The sequence below is a fragment of the Nocardia sp. NPDC005745 genome (assembly GCF_040630775.1).
Lineage (GTDB): Bacteria > Actinomycetota > Actinomycetes > Mycobacteriales > Mycobacteriaceae > Nocardia.
Genome location: NZ_JBEXYF010000032.1, coordinates 44,191 through 60,142, shown reverse-complemented (window position 1 = coordinate 60,142; position 15,952 = coordinate 44,191). Strand labels below are relative to the sequence as shown.

The 15,952-nt window shown below is 68.9% G+C and carries 13 protein-coding genes; 3 read left to right on the top strand and 10 right to left on the bottom strand.

Going from position 1 to position 15,952, the window contains the following annotated elements:
- Positions 1 to 2 precede the first annotated feature (2 nt).
- A complete protein-coding gene (locus ABZ420_RS27680; RefSeq protein WP_040869514.1) occupies positions 3 to 635 on the bottom strand; it encodes a TetR/AcrR family transcriptional regulator in 633 nt (210 codons plus the stop codon).
- Between the two features lie 169 nt (positions 636 to 804).
- Here ABZ420_RS27680 and ABZ420_RS27675 point away from each other — a divergent pair, with 169 nt between their 5' ends.
- Positions 805 to 1,668, top strand: coding sequence for an oxygenase MpaB family protein (locus tag ABZ420_RS27675; protein WP_357128481.1), 864 nt, complete (start codon positions 805 to 807; stop codon positions 1,666 to 1,668).
- Between the two features lie 9 nt (positions 1,669 to 1,677).
- Here the strand turns inward: ABZ420_RS27675 and pruA are convergent, their stop codons facing one another.
- From pruA to ABZ420_RS27655, 4 genes are all read right to left on the bottom strand, one after another.
- Positions 1,678 to 3,312 (bottom strand): L-glutamate gamma-semialdehyde dehydrogenase, encoded by a 1,635-nt coding sequence (gene pruA, locus ABZ420_RS27670; RefSeq protein WP_357128478.1) that lies wholly within the window; start codon positions 3,310 to 3,312, stop codon positions 1,678 to 1,680.
- 81 nt (positions 3,313 to 3,393) lie between these two features.
- Positions 3,394 to 4,503: a succinyldiaminopimelate transaminase gene (dapC, locus tag ABZ420_RS27665; protein WP_357128572.1), complete on the bottom strand. Its 1,110-nt coding sequence runs from the start codon at positions 4,501 to 4,503 to the stop codon at positions 3,394 to 3,396.
- An 8-nt stretch (positions 4,504 to 4,511) separates the two neighbouring features.
- Positions 4,512 to 4,835 (bottom strand): ferredoxin, encoded by a 324-nt coding sequence (fdxA, locus tag ABZ420_RS27660; protein WP_014987978.1) that lies wholly within the window; start codon positions 4,833 to 4,835, stop codon positions 4,512 to 4,514.
- A 166-nt stretch (positions 4,836 to 5,001) separates the two neighbouring features.
- A complete protein-coding gene (locus ABZ420_RS27655; protein WP_357128475.1) occupies positions 5,002 to 7,617 on the bottom strand; it encodes a bifunctional FO biosynthesis protein CofGH in 2,616 nt (871 codons plus the stop codon).
- A gap of 436 nt (positions 7,618 to 8,053) precedes the next feature.
- Between ABZ420_RS27655 and ABZ420_RS27650 the strand changes: the two genes are divergently transcribed.
- Both ABZ420_RS27650 and ABZ420_RS27645 read left to right on the top strand, forming a co-directional pair.
- Positions 8,054 to 8,551: a PH domain-containing protein gene (locus ABZ420_RS27650; protein WP_357128473.1), complete on the top strand. Its 498-nt coding sequence runs from the start codon at positions 8,054 to 8,056 to the stop codon at positions 8,549 to 8,551.
- The gene (locus ABZ420_RS27645; RefSeq protein ID WP_357128470.1) at positions 8,548 to 10,155 is read left to right on the top strand and encodes a PH domain-containing protein; all 1,608 of its coding nucleotides are present in this window, start codon (positions 8,548 to 8,550) and stop codon (positions 10,153 to 10,155) included. Before ABZ420_RS27650 ends, ABZ420_RS27645 begins: the two co-directional genes overlap by 4 nt.
- Positions 10,156 to 10,254: 99 nt before the next feature.
- On the opposite strand, the gene ABZ420_RS27640 is transcribed toward ABZ420_RS27645, so the two are convergent.
- The 5 genes from ABZ420_RS27640 to ABZ420_RS27620 form a co-directional block, all read right to left on the bottom strand.
- Positions 10,255 to 10,692: a hypothetical protein gene (locus ABZ420_RS27640; protein ID WP_062974548.1), complete on the bottom strand. Its 438-nt coding sequence runs from the start codon at positions 10,690 to 10,692 to the stop codon at positions 10,255 to 10,257.
- Positions 10,689 to 10,847, bottom strand: a complete 159-nt coding sequence (locus ABZ420_RS27635; RefSeq protein WP_168434053.1) for a hypothetical protein — start codon at positions 10,845 to 10,847, stop codon at positions 10,689 to 10,691. Before ABZ420_RS27635 ends, ABZ420_RS27640 begins: the two co-directional genes overlap by 4 nt.
- 36 nt (positions 10,848 to 10,883) lie before the next feature.
- Complete coding sequence (locus ABZ420_RS27630; RefSeq protein ID WP_357128467.1) at positions 10,884 to 12,353, bottom strand: amino acid permease; 1,470 nt, start codon at positions 12,351 to 12,353, stop codon at positions 10,884 to 10,886.
- A 108-nt stretch (positions 12,354 to 12,461) separates the two neighbouring features.
- Positions 12,462 to 13,346 carry an N-acetyl-1-D-myo-inositol-2-amino-2-deoxy-alpha-D-glucopyranoside deacetylase gene (gene mshB / locus ABZ420_RS27625; protein WP_357128465.1) on the bottom strand — a complete coding sequence of 295 codons (885 nt, stop codon included), beginning with the start codon at positions 13,344 to 13,346 and terminating at the stop codon, positions 12,462 to 12,464.
- On the bottom strand, positions 13,343 to 15,115 hold the full coding sequence (locus tag ABZ420_RS27620; RefSeq protein WP_357128569.1) for an ABC transporter family substrate-binding protein: 1,773 nt from the start codon (positions 15,113 to 15,115) through the stop codon (positions 13,343 to 13,345). The genes mshB and ABZ420_RS27620 overlap by 4 nt, the downstream gene beginning before the upstream one ends.
- Positions 15,116 to 15,952 lie beyond the last annotated feature (837 nt).

The following is a 15,952-nucleotide window of genomic DNA, read 5'->3' as shown; positions in this document are numbered from 1 at the left end:
GGTCAGCGCACCCGGAACGACACCGCCACGTGGTCGCGCGCGAACTGCCGGATCGACGCGTCGTCACCGAGCGGGATGACGGTCTGCGGCGTCAGCGCCAGTGACAGCGCGGTACGGGCGATCATCTCGGCCAAAGGCTCCGGATCGTATTCCGGCAACTTGCCTTCGCGCTGCAAGCGGGTGATGAATTCGGCCAGGTAATCCCGCCCGAGCTCGATGACCGGAGCGCCCTGGGTGGTCAGGTAGGGCAGCACGAGTTCGGGTTCGGTGGCCAGCAGCCGGTGGATCAGCTGATTTCCGCGCAAGCCGTTGATGAACGCGGCGAACAGTTCGACGATCTGATCTTCCGCGCTCGCGTTCCGGTCCACTTGGCGCTGGAGCGCGGCGTCGACCTCCTCGATGAAATCGCGCGTCTGCCGCAGCCCGACGGCCCTGATCAGATCGGTTTTGCTCGCGAAGCGGCGATAGAGCGTGGCCAGCGACAATCCGCCGCGGCGCGCGACTTCGACCATGCTGGTGCGCTTGATACCGAAATCGAGAAACGCCAGCAGCGCCGCGTCCAGCACTCGCGCCTGGTTGCGATCCTCGGGGGCAGCGCTGCGCACCAGCGGCAGCAGCCTGGTCAGCCTGGCCATACCTCAACCCTATCCGCGAGACCGAAACGATGACACTTTCAGCATCGCACACCGTCACCGTCTTCTCGCATGATTGACACCCGCCGCGAGTCGATGAGAAAGTTAGGGCATAATCTTCTCATCGACCGATACCTCCTGGATCGGGCCGACACGAAAGACGAGGTCGACGATGACCGCGCAGCTGCGCACCGCCGAGCACGAGCCGGACCCCAGCCGAGTCCTCACGCCGGAGACGGTCGAAGAGTACGTGGACGGCATCGCCGCCTTTCTCGGCGGCGCGGCCAATGTCATCATGCAGCTGAGCTTGCGCCCGGTCGGCCGCGGCGTCCTGGAGAGCACCGTCGACAGCGGCAAGGTCACGCTGCATCCGATCAAGCGGCTGCGCACCACACTCACCTATATCGCCGTCGCGCTGCTCGGGTCGGATGCCGAGCGCGAGGCGTACCGCGAGGCCGTCAACATGTCGCATCGGTCGGTGCGCTCCACCACGGCGAGCCCGGTGAAGTACAACGCTTTCGACCCGAACCTGCAGCTGTGGGTCGCGGCCTGCCTGTACTGGGGCATCGATGACCTCTACACCCGGATGCACGGCCCCATGGACGCCGCCACCGCCGACGCCTTCTACGACTACGCCGCGCGCCTGGGCACCACCTTGCAGATGCGGCCGGAGATGTGGCCGGCGAATCGCGAGGCATTCCAGCGGTATTGGGACGAGAACTTGAAGAAGCACGGCATCGAGCCCGAGCTGCGGGACTACTTCGACGGCCTGATCGACCTGAAGATGATGCCGCGACCGGTGCAGGTGGTCTTCGCCGGGCTGCAACGCTTCATCGTCACCGGCCTGCTCCCGCAGCACCTGCGCGACGAGATGGGCATGACCTGGACCGACCGCGACCAGCGGCGCCTGGACCGGCTGCTGCGGGCCATCGGGGCCGTGCACCGGCGACTGCCGAAATCGGCACGGATGTTCCCGCTCAACGCCTACCACTACGACCTGCGCAGGCGACTGCGGCAGGGGAAGCCGCTGGTGTAACCGCGCGCCTCAGCTCCCCATGTGCGGATAGCGGTAATCCACGGCAGGCACGAACGTCTCCTTGATCGTCCGTGGCGCGACCCAGCGCAGCAGGTTCAACGGCGAGCCCGCCTTGTCGTCGGTGCCGGAGGCGCGCGCCCCGCCGAAGGGCTGCTGACCCACCACCGCGCCGGTGGGCTTGTCGTTGACGTAGAAGTTGCCCGCCGCGAATCGCAGCGCGGCGTCGGCCTCTTCGATCGCGTACCGGTCCTGCGCGAACACCGCGCCGGTGAGCGCGTAGGGCGCCGCCGACTCCACTTCGGCGAGTATCGCGCTGTAGGCGCCGGGTTCGGTGTCGTCGTAGACGTACACCGACAGGATCGGTCCGAAGTACTCGGTGACGAACGATTCGTCGTGCGGGTTGTCCGCCAGCAACACGGTGGGCCGGACGAACCAGCCTTCACTGTCGTCGTAGGTTCCGCCGACCGGGATGGCGATGCCCGCTTCCGCAGCGCGGCGGATAGCCGCCACGTTCTTGTCGTAGGCGCGCCGATCGATCAACGCCCCACCGAAATTCGACAGATCCGCGACGTCGCCGTAGCTCAGCTCGCCGGTCTCGTGCAGGAACTCGTCGCCCATCGCGCGCCAGACCGACCGCGCGATGTAGGCGCGCGAGGCCGCCGAGCACTTCTGGCCCTGATACTCGAACGCTCCGCGAATCAGGGCGGTGCGCAGCGCGTCCGGGTCGGCCGAGGAGTGCGCGACGATGAAGTCCTTGCCACCCGTCTCCCCCACCAGGCGCGGATAGCCGTGGTAGCGGTCGACATTCGCGCCCACCTGCTGCCATAGATACCGAAATGTCTTGGTGGAACCGGTGAAATGGATTCCCGCCAGCCGCGGATCGGTCAGCGCCACCTCCGACAGTTGCACCCCGTTTCCGGTGACCATGTTGATCACGCCGGGCGGCAGGCCCGCCGCCTCCAGCAGCCGCATCGTGTGGAACGCCGCCAACGTCTGCGTCGGCGAGGGCTTCCATACCACCGTGTTGCCCATCAGCGCGGGCGCGGTCGGCAGATTCCCGGCGATCGCGGTGAAGTTGAACGGTGTGATGGCGTAGACGAACCCTTCCAGCGGCCGATAGTCCATCCGGTTCCACACTCCGCCACTGGACCCGGGCTGTTGCGCCAGGATGTCGCGCGCGAACGCGACGTTGAAACGCCAGAAGTCGACCAGCTCGCACGGCGCGTCGATTTCGGCCTGCTGGGCCGATTTCGACTGCCCGAGCATGGTGGCCGCCGCGAGGGTCTCCCGCCACGGCCCGGCCAGCAGGTCGGCGGCGCGCAGCAGCACCGCGGCGCGGTCCTCGAAGGGCAGCGCCCGCCACCCCGGGGCGGCCGCCATCGCGGCATCGATGGCTCCGTGCGCTTCCGACTGGGTGACGGCGGTGTAGGTCCCCAGCACTTGCCGGTGCCGGTGCGGTGCGACGATGTCGTGCCGTTCACCGATACCGGGGCGGTGCTTGCCGCCGATCACCAGCGGCACGTCGACGGGCGCGGCGGACAGCTCGGCTAGTTTGCCGAGCAATAGCTCCCGTTCAGGGCTGCCGGGCGCGTAGGAGTGCACCGGCTCGTTGGCGGGTGTGGGGACAACCGTGACAGCGTCCATACCTCAGGCTAGCTCGCCCGGCCCGGCGGCCGTGGACGCCGACACACCGAGATGACCTCGGGATCGGAAACGCTTCCGGCGTCAGCCCGCGGCCAGTCGTTCGGCCGCCGCGGCGATCCGCTCGTCGGTCGCGGTCAGCGCGATCCGCACGTGCTCGCTCGCGCCGGGGCCGTAGAAGTCGCCGGGCGCGGCGAGGATGCCGCGGTCGGCGAGCCAGTCCAAGGTTGTCCGGCACGGCTCGCCGCGCGTGGACCACAGATACAGGCCCGCCTCGGAGTGATCGATCCGGAAACCCGCTGCTTCCAGCGCTTTTCGCAGCACGTCACGGCGGGCCCGGTACCGCTCGCGCTGACGCGCCTCGTGCGCGTCGTCGCTGAGCGCGGCCGTCATCGCGGCCTGGATCGGGAACGGCACCATCATGCCCGCGTGCTTGCGCACTTCGAGCAGCTCCGCGACCAGCGCCGGATCGCCCGCCACGAACCCGGCGCGGTAACTGGCCAGGTTGGAGGTCTTCGACAGCGAATGCACGGCCAGCAGGTTGGTGTGGTCGCCGTCGCACACCTCGGGGTCGAGCAAGGAGAGGGCGCGGCCCTCCCAGGTCAGTCCCAGGTAGCACTCGTCGGAGGCGACGATCGCGCCGCGTTCCCGGGCGAAGGCGACCACCTTGCGCAGATGCTCGACGCCGAGTACCCGGCCGGTCGGGTTGGACGGCGAGTTCACGTAGATCAGCGCGGGCGTCTGCGGACCGAGCCGGGTGAGTCCGTCGGCGCGCAGCACCTGCGCGCCCGCCAGCAGCGCGCCCACCTCGTAGGTGGGATACGCGACCTCCGGGATGACGACCAGGTCGCCCGCGCCGAGGCCGAGCAGCCGGGGCAGTCCCGCGATCAGCTCTTTGGTGCCGATGGCGGGCAGCACGGCCGCGGGCTCGAGTCCGGTGATCCCGTAGCGCCGCTTCAGCGCGTCGACCGCGGCCGCACGGAGTTCGGGGGTGCCGTGCGTGGTCGGGTAGCCGGGCACCGCGGCGACGGAGTTCAGCGCGGTCCGGATCAGCGGGTCGACCGGGTCGACCGGAGTGCCGACGGACAGGTCGACGATCCCGCCTGGATGGGCGGTCGCCCGCACCTTCACCGAAGCGATGGTGTCCCAGGGAAAATCGGGTAGCAGGCTGCTGACCCGGCCACGCGGCGACACGTCAGATCTCACTCACTCGCCATCGGGGGCAGTTCCTTGATGAACGGCGGGTCGTAGTCGACCTTGCCGACCTTGGTGGCGCCGCCGGGCGAGCCCAGCTCATCGAAGAAATCGACGTTGGCGTTCACGTATCCGCTCCACTGGTCCGGGGTGTCGTCTTCGTAGAAGATCGCCTCCACCGGGCACACCGGCTCACATGCACCACAGTCCACGCACTCGTCGGGATGGATGTACAGCATGCGGCCACCCTCGTAGATGCAGTCCACGGGGCATTCCTCGATGCATGCCTTGTCCTTCACGTCAACGCACGGTTCAGCGATGATGTACGGCACTGCCGCTCTCCTAGTCTGTCCTCGCCTGCGGGATAGTCCGCCCGGCGAAACCCTATCCCGGCACCCCACGTTACTACTGGTCAGCCTGCCCTAACTTCGGATGGTACGCACGCCGACGCGAGGTGCGAATTCGACGTCGAGTGGCCACTCGAAGCTGCCGACTCCGTCACTCCACCAATACGGCCTGCAAGCCGGGAGAGGCGGACACGCTCGTGCGCTCGGGCACACCGTAGGTGGTCGTCCGCTCCCTGGCCGGTCGCCCGATGCCCGCGGCGATCTCCACCAGTTCGGCGACGGTCTTCGCCGAGCCGTGCTGCGAGCCCGCCATCCGGGAGATGGTCTCCTCCATCAACGTGCCGCCGAGATCGTTGGCGCCGCTGTTGAGCATCACCCGGGTGCCGGTGGTGCCGAGCTTGACCCAGCTGGTCTGGATGTTGTGGATCCGGCCGTGCAGCATGATCCTGGCCAGCGCGTGCGCGGCGCGGTTGTCCCGGTTGGTCGGCCCCGGCCGCGCGGCGCCCGCGAGGTACAGCGGCGCGCTCTGGTGTACGAACGGCAGCAGCACGAATTCGGTGAAACCGCCGGTCTCGTCCTGGATACCGCGCAGCACGCGCAGATGCCCGACCCAGTGCTTCGGATTGTCCACGTGGCCGTACATCATGGTCGAGCTGGACCGGATGCCCACCTGGTGGGCCGTGGTGATCACCTCGATCCACGCCGAGGTGGGCAGTTTGCCCTTGGTGAGCACCCAGCGGACCTCGTCGTCCAGGATCTCCGCGGCGGTCCCCGGAATGGTGTCCAGGCCCGCTTCCTTCAGCGCGACCAGCCAGTCCCGGATGCTCTGACCGCCGCGCGAGGCGCCGTTCACGATCTCCATCGGGCTGAACGCGTGCACGTGCAGCGACGGCACCCGCTGCTTGACCGCCCGCACCAGGTCGGCGTACCCGGTGACCGGCAGGTCGGGGTCGATGCCGCCCTGCATGCACACCTCGGTGGCGCCGTCGACATGCGCCTCCCAGGCCCGGTCGGCGACCTCGTCCATGCTCAGTGTGAACGCGTCCGCGTCCCCCTTGCGCTGGGCGAACGCGCAGAAGCGGCACCCGGTGTAGCAGATATTGGTGAAGTTGATGTTCCGGTTCACGACGTAGGTGACGTCGTCGCCGACGGTGTCGCGGCGCAACTGATCGGCCAGCGCGGCGACCGCGTCCAGGTCCGCGCCGTCCGCCGTGGCCAGCGCGAGATACTCGGCGTCGCTGAGCCCGGCCGGATCACGCTCGGCGGCGCGCAGCGCGGCGAGCACGTCGGCATCCAGCCGCTGCGGCGTGCTGACGGCGAGGTCACGCGCCTGTTCACGAATGGTTTCCCAGTCGCCGAAAGCGCCGACGAGGTCCTGCCCGAGCGCCGCGTCGCTGCGGGCCTCGGTGTTGCGGCCCTCGGTGTCGATGGCGGTGTTGAGGTCGACGCGCCCGGCCGATTCCCACGACTCCTCGGGTTCCTGCCAGGGCAGGCCGACCGGGATCGCGTCCGGCTTCGCCAGCCCCGTCGCCGGGTCGGTGAGCGCCGCGACGTGCGCGCCGATGCGCGGATCGACCCACGGATTGCCCGCGCGCACGTACTTCGGGTGCGCGGAGGTCCGCTCGACCAACTGGTAGCCCGCCACCTCGGTGATCTCCCGCAACGTGTCCAGGTTCGGCCACGGCCGCTCCGGATTCACGTGGTCGGGCGTCACCGGCGAGACGCCGCCCCAGTCATCGATGCCCGCCTCGATCAGCGCGCGGCACTCCTCGTGCGACACCAGGTTCGGCGGCGCTTGCACCGGCACGTCGGGCCCGAGCAGCACGCGGGTGACGGCGATGGTGGCGAGGAATTCCTCCAGCCCCGCGTCCGGCACGTCCCGCATCGCGGTGTCGTCCTTGGCGCGGAAATTCTGGATGATGACTTCCTGGATATGCCCGAAAGCCTTGTGCTGCTTGCGGATCGCCATGATCGACTCGGCGCGCTCCGCCATCGTCTCACCGATGCCGACCAGGATGCCGGTGGTGTAGGGCACCGAGAGCCGGCCCGCGTCGGTGATGGCCCGCAGCCGCACGGCCGGGTCCTTGTCCGGACTGCCGTAATGGCAGTTGCCCTTCTCGGTGAACAGCCGGGCGGAGGTGGTCTCCAGCATCATGCCCATGGACTGCGCCACCGGCTTGAGCCGCGCGATCTCCGCCCAGGACATCACACCGGGGTTCAGGTGCGGCAGCAGGCCGGTCTCTTCCAGCACCATGATCGACACGGCGCGCAGGTAGTCCAGCGTGGAGTCGTAGCCGCGTTCGTCCAGCCACTGCGCGGCTTCGGGCCAGCGGTCCTCGGGCCGGTCGCCCAGCGTGAACAGCGCCTCCTTGCAGCCCAGCGCCGCACCTCGGCGGGCGATGTCGAGCACTTCGTCGGGTTCGAGGAACATGCCCTCGCCCTCGGCGCGCAGCTTGCCGGGCACCGTGACGAAGGTGCAGTAGTGGCACTTGTCCCGGCACAGGCGGGTCAGCGGGATGAAGACGTTGCGGGAATAACTGATCGTCTTCGGACGCCCGGCCGATGCCAGTCCGGCGTCGCGCACCCGCGCGGCGCTGCGACAGAGGTCGGCGAGGTCGTCGCCGGTCGCGTGCAGCAGCACCGCGGCCTCGTCCACGTTCAACGTGACACCGTCGCGGGCCCTGCGCAGCGCCCTGCGCATGGCCGATGGACTGGGCGGCGCGGACGGGACGCTCGGGTTCGGTAGGTCGGTCACGCCCTCGATCATGCGCTACACATCCGGAACTGTCTCCCTCCAGTGCTGGTTGCGGCGGAGCGGACAAGCCACCCGTGGCTAGGGCTCCACCCGCCACGGCGCCCGCGCAGGAACGTGGAGCGCCGTTGAGCGTTGACAACTGTGGGGTGCCCGAGGCTATTCCAGGGCAGTGCAGGCCGGGCGCGCGCGAACTCCTCGGAGAGCACCCACGTCGGCGCCGCGCCGGGAACGATCACCGCTGTCGCGGCTACACCGAGGCCGAGCCTACGACGACGACGCATCGGTCCGACCATCCGTCGCGTATGCGATCCGGGCCGAATGCTCTGCGGCACAAAAGAATTCGTGCACCCATCGGCATTGCGCAGTCCCGCGCCCACCCGCCTGCCCGCTCGGCGCCGCCGCCGCTCGCCGACGACAGCGCACACTTGGTCGTGCAAACATTGGCAGCATGTCGCAGCCGCGCACCATCATGGCCGATCCGGCCTGGCGCCCCAGTCCCAAGGCGAGGCTCCTGTGGACCGCGCAGGCCGCGCTGGGCTGGGTGATTCCGTTCGCGGCTCTGCTGGTGTGGTCGCTGTTCGACTCCGCGCATCGTGGATGGCAGCTCGGCTTCTTCCTGGTCGCGCTCGTGCCTGCCGTGCTGAACATCGGGGTGGCCCCGTGGTGGCGCTACGCCGTGCACCGCTGGGAGGTCACCGACGAGGCGGTCTACACCCGGGTCGGCTGGCTCACCCAGGAGAGCCGGGTCGCGCCGATCTCGCGCGTACAGACCGTCGACACCGAACGTGGGCCGCTCGAGCGCCTGCTCGGACTGGCGACGGTCACCGTGACCACCGCGTCCTCCGCGGGGGCGGTCCAGATCAGCGCGCTCGATCTCCCGGTTGCCGAGGAAACCGTGACGCGGCTGACCAGGATCGCCGCCCAGCATCGCGGGGACGCGACATGAGTGACGCACCGGCGGTGGACGCCGCGCAGGCCGAACAGCCGTGGCAGCGGCTGGACAAGCGGATGCTGCTGGTCCACCCGATCACCGAGGTGGTGAAGTTCATCCCGGTGCTGATCGGTTCGGTGATCCTCGGGACCAGCAGCGGCAACCACGTGTGGAGCATCATTCCGATCGTGCTGATCGTCGGGTTCGCGCTGACCCGCTGGTTCACCACGACGTATCGGGTCGGGCCGACGCACGTCGAGTTGCGCACCGGCCTGCTGCAACGCAAGAAGCTGTCGGTGCCGCGCTCACGCATCCGCTCGGTGGACATCGAAGCCGACCTGCTGCACCGGGCTCTCGGACTCGCGGTGCTGGCGATCGGCACCGGCCAGCAGGCCGATTCGGGTGAGCAGTTCAAGCTCGACGCCCTGGACACGCGGGTCGTGCCGCCGTTACGGGCCGCGCTGCTCGCCCACACGGCCGCGCGGGCGGAGCAGTCCGAGGACCGGAAAGAGCCGGGGCGCAACGAATCCGGTGGCTTCGCCGCCCCGCGCACGCGGGCGCGCGAGATCGGGCACTGGAGTCCGGCGTGGGTGCGCTACGCCCCGCTGTCGCTGACCGGGTTCGCGATCATCGCCCCGATCGTCGGCTTCGCGCTGCAGTACGGGCTCGGCGAGATCGTGTTCCGGTCGGACGCGGTACACGACGTGGAAGACGGCGGCGTGCTCGTCCTCGCGCTCGCCGCGGGGGCGCTGCTGTGCGCCATCGTCCTCGTGGTCAGCGCTGCCGCGTGCGCGCACTATTTGACTACTTATTTCGGGTTACGCGTGCGTGACGACGGCAAGACCTTGCAGCTGCGCCACGGCCTGTTCACCACCCGTCAGATCACGCTCGACCGGGCGCGGCTGCGCGGGGCGACGGTCAACGAACCTCTGCTGCTGCGCCTTGCCGGCGGCGCCGAACTCGAAGCGATCATGACCGGGGAGAACCCGCGCCAGAAGATCCTGCCGCAGGCCCCGCGCGAAGCCGTCGAACACACCCTCGGCCATCTCTTGGCCCCGCAGGAGGTGCACGACAACGACATTCCGCTCCGTCCGGACGCGAGGCCAACCGGCGCGGGGGCATCGGCCTCGCACACCGTCCCGGAGCCGGGCAGCGCTCCGCTAATCGCACATGGACCCGCCGCGCGGCGCCGCAGGCATACCCGCGCGCTCGCGCCGGTCGTCCTGATCGCCGCGGTACCGGTCTACTTCTCCCTTGCCGGAGAGCACTATTCACCGTGGTGGTGGCTGGTGCCCGGCCTGGCGCTACCGATCGCGCTCGCGCTCGCGGAGGACCGCTATCGCGGCCTCGGCCACACGGTACTGCCCCGCACGCCCACCGGCCCGGCCTGGCTGATCACCCGGTCCGGGTCGCTGGACCGGGACCGCGACTGCCTGGAGGCCCCCGGCGTGATCGGCTGGACGGTGCGCCGGACCTTCTTCCAGCGGCGTGCGGGAGTCGCCACGGTGGTCGCGGCCACCGCGGCGGGCAAGAAGCGCTACGCGGTGGTCGACCTGCCCGCCGACGAGGCGTGGGGTCTCATCGAAGCGGTCACACCGGGGCTACCGGGTGCGCGCTGACCCACCGGGCGGGTGTCGCTGATCGGTTGCCGAGCGACGGCATCGGACGCCTACGACACGTTCGCCGTCAACGCGACCTCGGTGGTCCGGCCGCCGAGATCAGTGATGACGGAAGAGGCTCGCGTTCGCCTGGATGTAGAGGTACCCCAGCGGCGGCAGCAGCCCGCCGAACAGCAACAGCGCCGTCCGCCAATCACTGCCCAGCAGAATGTCACCGCCCGGACCGGCGCTCGCGCAGACCAGGAAGCCGAACGCCCAGGCCACGACGGGAAGACCCAGCACGGCGGGACGCCGGGTGACCGATCGCGCGCCCGCGACGAGCAGGACGTTCACCACCCCCGCCACCACGGCGGACGCCGGGAAGGCGACGGAGCCCAGGTAGGTCGGCAGGTACAGCGCCTCGAGCGCCAGGGTGAGCAGGGCGTTCAAGACCAGGAGCACCAGGATCACCGAGCCGACGACGCCCATCGGACGGCGGGCATCCGCGGCTGCCACAGGAGCCCGATCGCCCGCGTGGTCATCGAGCTTCGTCGTCACGGCACCGGCGGGTAGCCGAGGAGGGTCAACAGGTGGCTCTGCATATCGGCGAACGCGTACAGCACCGTCATATACATGTCGTGCTGTTCGGGCCAGTGCGGCCGCATGCTTTCGACGAACGCCGCGATCGCGTTCTGGAGCTCCCAGTTGTACATACTGCCGAGTCTATTCCGGCGCTACGAGATGCATGATCAGTTCTCCCGGTCGGCAGGCAGCGCGGCGACCACCGGGAACTCGCCGGTCGGACCGCCACGCTCCGCCGCGATGGCCAGCACCCGCTTACGCGCGGCAAACCAGCCGACGATCAGCGCGGGGACGATCAGGGCGAGGGTCGCGACGGTCCAGGTTCCCACCGGATAGTCGAACCCGGTGAGCACGACGACGAAGAACAGGAACACCAGCGTGAGCAGGCCGGTGTAGGGCGCGCCGAACATGCGGAACGCGGGCCGCTCGATGCGTCCCCGAGTGGACCAGCGCCACAATTGCAGCTGGCACAGCACGATGGTGGCCCACGAGGCGACGATGCCCAGCGACGCCATGTTCAGCACGATCTCGAACGCCCGATTCGGGACGATGCCGTTGAGCGCGATACCGACCAGCGCGATCAGGCTGGTGAGCAGGATGCCGCCGTAGGGGACGCCGTTGCCGCCCATCACCCCGGTGAATTTCGGCGCGCTGCCGTTCATCGACATCGAGCGCAGGATGCGGCCGGTCGAGTACAGGCCGGCGTTCAAGCTGGAGAACGCCGCGGTGAGCACCACGAGATTCATCACGCTGCCGATCCCGGGGACGCCGAGCATGGTGAAGAACGTGACGAAGGGGCTCTCGTCGGCGGTGTACCGCGTGTACGGGAGCAACAACCCCAGCAGCACCAGCGAACCGACGTAGAAGACGGCGATCCGGGCGATCACCGAATTGATCGCCCGCGGCATGATCTTCTCCGGATGCTCCGTCTCGCCCGCCGCGGTGCCGACCAATTCGACTGCGGCGTAGGCGAAGACGACACCGGACACCACCACGACCAGCGGCATGATGCCGGTCGGGAACAGGCCGCCGTGATCGGCGACCACGCTCGGGCCGGTCGCTTCACCGTGCACGGTGAAGCGACCGAGCAGGAAGATCGTGCCGACGATCAGGAACGCGCTCAGCGCGAACACCTTCACCAGCGCGGCCCAGAATTCCATCTCGCCGAACCACTTCACCGAGATCAGATTGACGCTCAGCACGAGGACCAGCGCGACCAGCGCGAGAACCCACTGCGGGACGGAGGCGAACCCGGACCAGTAGTGGAAGTACTGCGCTATCGCGGTGGTGTCGGCGATGCCGGTCATCGACCAGTTCAGGAAGTACATCCACCCCGCGACGAAGGCGGCCTTCTCGCCGAAGAACTCGCGCGCGTAGGAGACGAACGACCCCGAGGAGGGCCGGTGCAGGACGAGTTCACCGAGCGCGCGCAGGATCAGGAACGCGAAGAACCCGCACACGCCGTAGACCAGGAACAATCCGGGTCCGGCGCTGGCCAGCCGCCCGCCTGCGCCGAGGAACAGGCCGGTGCCGATGGCGCCGCCGATCGCGATCATCTGCAGCTGCCGCGGCTTCAGACTCTTGTGGTAACCGTGGTCCTCGATGCTGAGGTGAGTTTCGTCGCCGCGCGCGGTCATGAAACGCCGGTTCCTCCATTTCGATGTCCCGAGATCACGCCGAACGGTACCCGCCGCGCGGGCACCGCCGGATGGCAACCCTCGGGCGGCGACATCCGCGGAGTCCGGTCACTCCAGTCCGGCGAACAGATCGTGCTCCCGCCCGTCCGGCCCGAGCGGACCACGCCGCCCTCGCACCAGGATGAAGTGCTCTTCGGGCAGAACCGGCTGGGCGACTTTGTTCGACAGGGCGAATTCCCGGCCGGACGGCGCGACGGTGACCTGGGTGGCGTGTGCCCGCAGCGCGGCGCGCTTGGCCGTCAGCACGTCGGACACGTCGATCGTGGTGGTCACCGCGTCACTGGGCACGCTCGCGAGCTCGCCTTCGGCGGGCAGCCGCCAACCGGGTGGCAGCGCGCCGGGCAGGCCCGCGGCCGTGCGCCGGGCCAGCGCGGCGGTGTGCAGGCGCAGCATGTCGGCGTCGGTGACGGTCCAGTAGTACTTCGGTGTGTCCCAGCCCTCGCCCGCCGCCATCTGCACGGCGGCCGTGGTGATCTCGTGTGCTCGGATGTGGTCCGGGTGGCCGTAGCCGCCGTTCGGGTCGTAGCCGACCACGACGCGTGGCCGTAGCTCGAGCACCGCGTCGGTGAGGGCCCGCACCGCTGCGTCCCCGGAGCGCACGAATACCCGGGGCTTGTGCGCGGCGGGCGTGCCCGCCATTCCGGAGTCGCGCCAGCGTCCCGCGCCGCCGAGGAAGCGCGGCGGGCCCGCGTTCAACGCCGCCAGCGCACTGGTCAGCTCGAGGATGCGATAGCCGCCTAGCTGGTCGGCGTGCTGCGCGGCGAGCAGCGCCCACTCGTCGCCGATCACCTCGCCCTCCTCGCCGAGCGTGCAGGTGAGCACGGTGACCGGCACGCCGCGACGGCGGTAATGCGCGATCGTGCCTCCGGTGGTGATGGACTCGTCGTCCGGGTGGGCGTGCACCAGCAGCAGCCCGCCCGTCCCCGCGGTCACGGAATCCTGCGCCACATGGACGCGTCGCCGAAGATGCCGACCTGGATCGCGCCGCTGAGCGAGGCGCCGTCCAGCCGGGGACCGGACGCCGCGACGGCGTTGTCCTGCACGATCGGCAGCACCGTCGCCATGGCCCACAGTTTGGGCTCCGCTTCGGCGAGCACCCGCCCCACGTCGCCGCCGCGCAGAGCGTCGTCGATCGCGGGTTGCAGCGTCGGATCACATATCCCGGACAGGTTGCTCGGCGCGCGTTGCGCCGCCTCGGCGACGGCCTGCGCCGGGCCGGTGACCCCCGGCAGCGCGGGCGGCGGGCATCCGTAGCGGGACGCCAGCACGGTGGCCGGATCGGATCCGGCCACCTCCCAGCCGACGATCGCGTCGACCGTGCCCTCGATCAGTTCCTTGCCGTAGAGCTCGTCGGCGGCGACGCTGCGCACGGTGGCGTCGATGCCGGCGCTGCGCAGCTGGTCGGCAGCGGTATTGGCCACGGCCAAGGCGGTGGCGTCCCGATCCACCGCGCCGATGCGCACGGCCAGCGGCTTGCCGTCCTTTCCGAGCGTGCGCGGCTGCGGGGCGGGCGAGGTCGGGGAGATCGCGTGCGGCGGCTCCGGCGCCCGGCCGTAACCCGCGGCGGCGAGCAGCGCGAACGCCTCCTCCGCCGACGGACGCGGCGGAGCGGTCGGGGCGTAACCGGGATCGGACGGCGCGAGCACCTGCGCGCGAGCCGGTTCCACCCAATTGCCGGTCTGGGCGCCGACCGTCGCCAGCAGAGCGGGGTCGAGCAGCGCCAGCACACCCGAACGGACCCTGGGATCGCTCAGTTCACCTTTGCGCCCGTTCAGCGCCATTTGCAGCACCCGCGACTGCGGCATGATCGCGGTCCGCACGGAGGGAATCGCCCCCAATTGCGCCTGGGTCGCCACGCCGCCGTGGACCAGCGCCATCTGGATGTCTCCGGTGCGCAGCGAGCCCGCCAGCTGCGCGGGCGTGCCGCCGCGGCGCAGCAGGATCTGGCCCGGCATCGCCGGTGTGCCCCAGAAACGGTCGTTGCGTTCCAGCAGCATCTCGTCGCGGCCCGGGTCCGCCGAGCGGATCCCGAACGGGCCGCCGGACACCCGGACCCCGTTGACCTGGCCGTTCATCCCCCTGGCGAACCCGCCCGGCGCGTCCTTGAGCAGATGGGACGGCAGCAGATCGGTGAACAACTCGCGCCAGCCGGGGTAGGGCTGCGCCATCACGACGGTGACCGTCTTGCCACCCGCCGAGGAGCTCACATCCGAGATCATGCGGTATCCGGCCGGATCTACGACTCCCGGTTCGGAGATCATCTCCTGCCACAGGTAGCGGAAGTCCTCGGCCGCGATCGGCGCTCCGTCCGACCAGGAGGCCTCGTTGCGCAGCTTGTAGGTGATCGTGAACGGTTCCTGCGCGGTCACTTCGGCGGAGACCAGCAACGACGAATCCGGCACCCAAGCCGTCGCACCGGGCCGCGCCGGATCGGGTACCGGCCGGAACGGGCTCGGCAGCACCAGGGAGGCGATCGCCGAGGTGGCGGCGGACTGGTCCGAGCGCAGATGCGGATTGAAGGCGGTACCGATGGTGTCCAGGGCGACGACCACGGTCGTCTCCGCGGGCTTGACCGGTGTGGTCTTCGGGCTGTCGGTGCTCTCGATGGGCGGCGGCGGATTCGCGGCACAGCTGCTGATCAAGGTCAGCACTGCCACGGCCGGCAACAACGTGCGCCACGCTGCGCGTTTTCCTGCGCCCACTTTCACGCTCGGGAACTCTACCGTACGGTCGAGGCCGTTCCCAGATTCCTGCTGCCGAGCGCGGAAACGACGCGGTCGATCGGATATCCGCGAACATGCAAACGCGAGTGCTTCGCAGCGCGCGATGATACGATCTGTCCATACCGGACCGACCTCGGCAAATATTCGGCGTACCACTACGGAGCAATATCCGACGTTGTACCGGCGCACTGAATTCCGCCAATTCTTCTGCCGATTTTCCATATTCGCGAAAGCACGATCTGATTTCACTCGTTCACGCAAGTGAACAATCGCACTGAAACGCCGACCGTAAGAGGAAACCCACCTCCGTGAAGCCATGGGCCGGTGCGCCCACCCCGGGAGCATACTTGCCAGAGCTGCACGTCAAGCCCTCCGGTAGCCGAGAAAGGCATCTCCTCGACCGTCCGGGTGACCACAAGCGTGAGGCGGGGACGAATCAGAAGGCGCCGTAATTCTGCGGATTCCATCGGATTGCGCAGAATGCTCTACATCCGAGTCTCGTCCTGAATTCTCACCAGGCCCCACACAGAATACGTGCACCGGGCAGCAATTCTCTGCACGGAGGATGCGAATACTTCGTCATGGTCCACAGCCCAGAGAAATGGCTGAGAATACCGTAAAACAATCGACGCCCTTCGGAAGGCAGATGCGGCATCGACCCCTGTCCGCAAACCACATCACAAAACCGTGTCGGCGATATTCCGATTGCCGCGTCCGCCCCGAATTGCATCATGGATGAATTGCCGACGATCTTCAGGTGTACGCGAGTCGAATCCACGGCTGTCCAGCGCGAACACCTTCCGGCTCGCACCGACC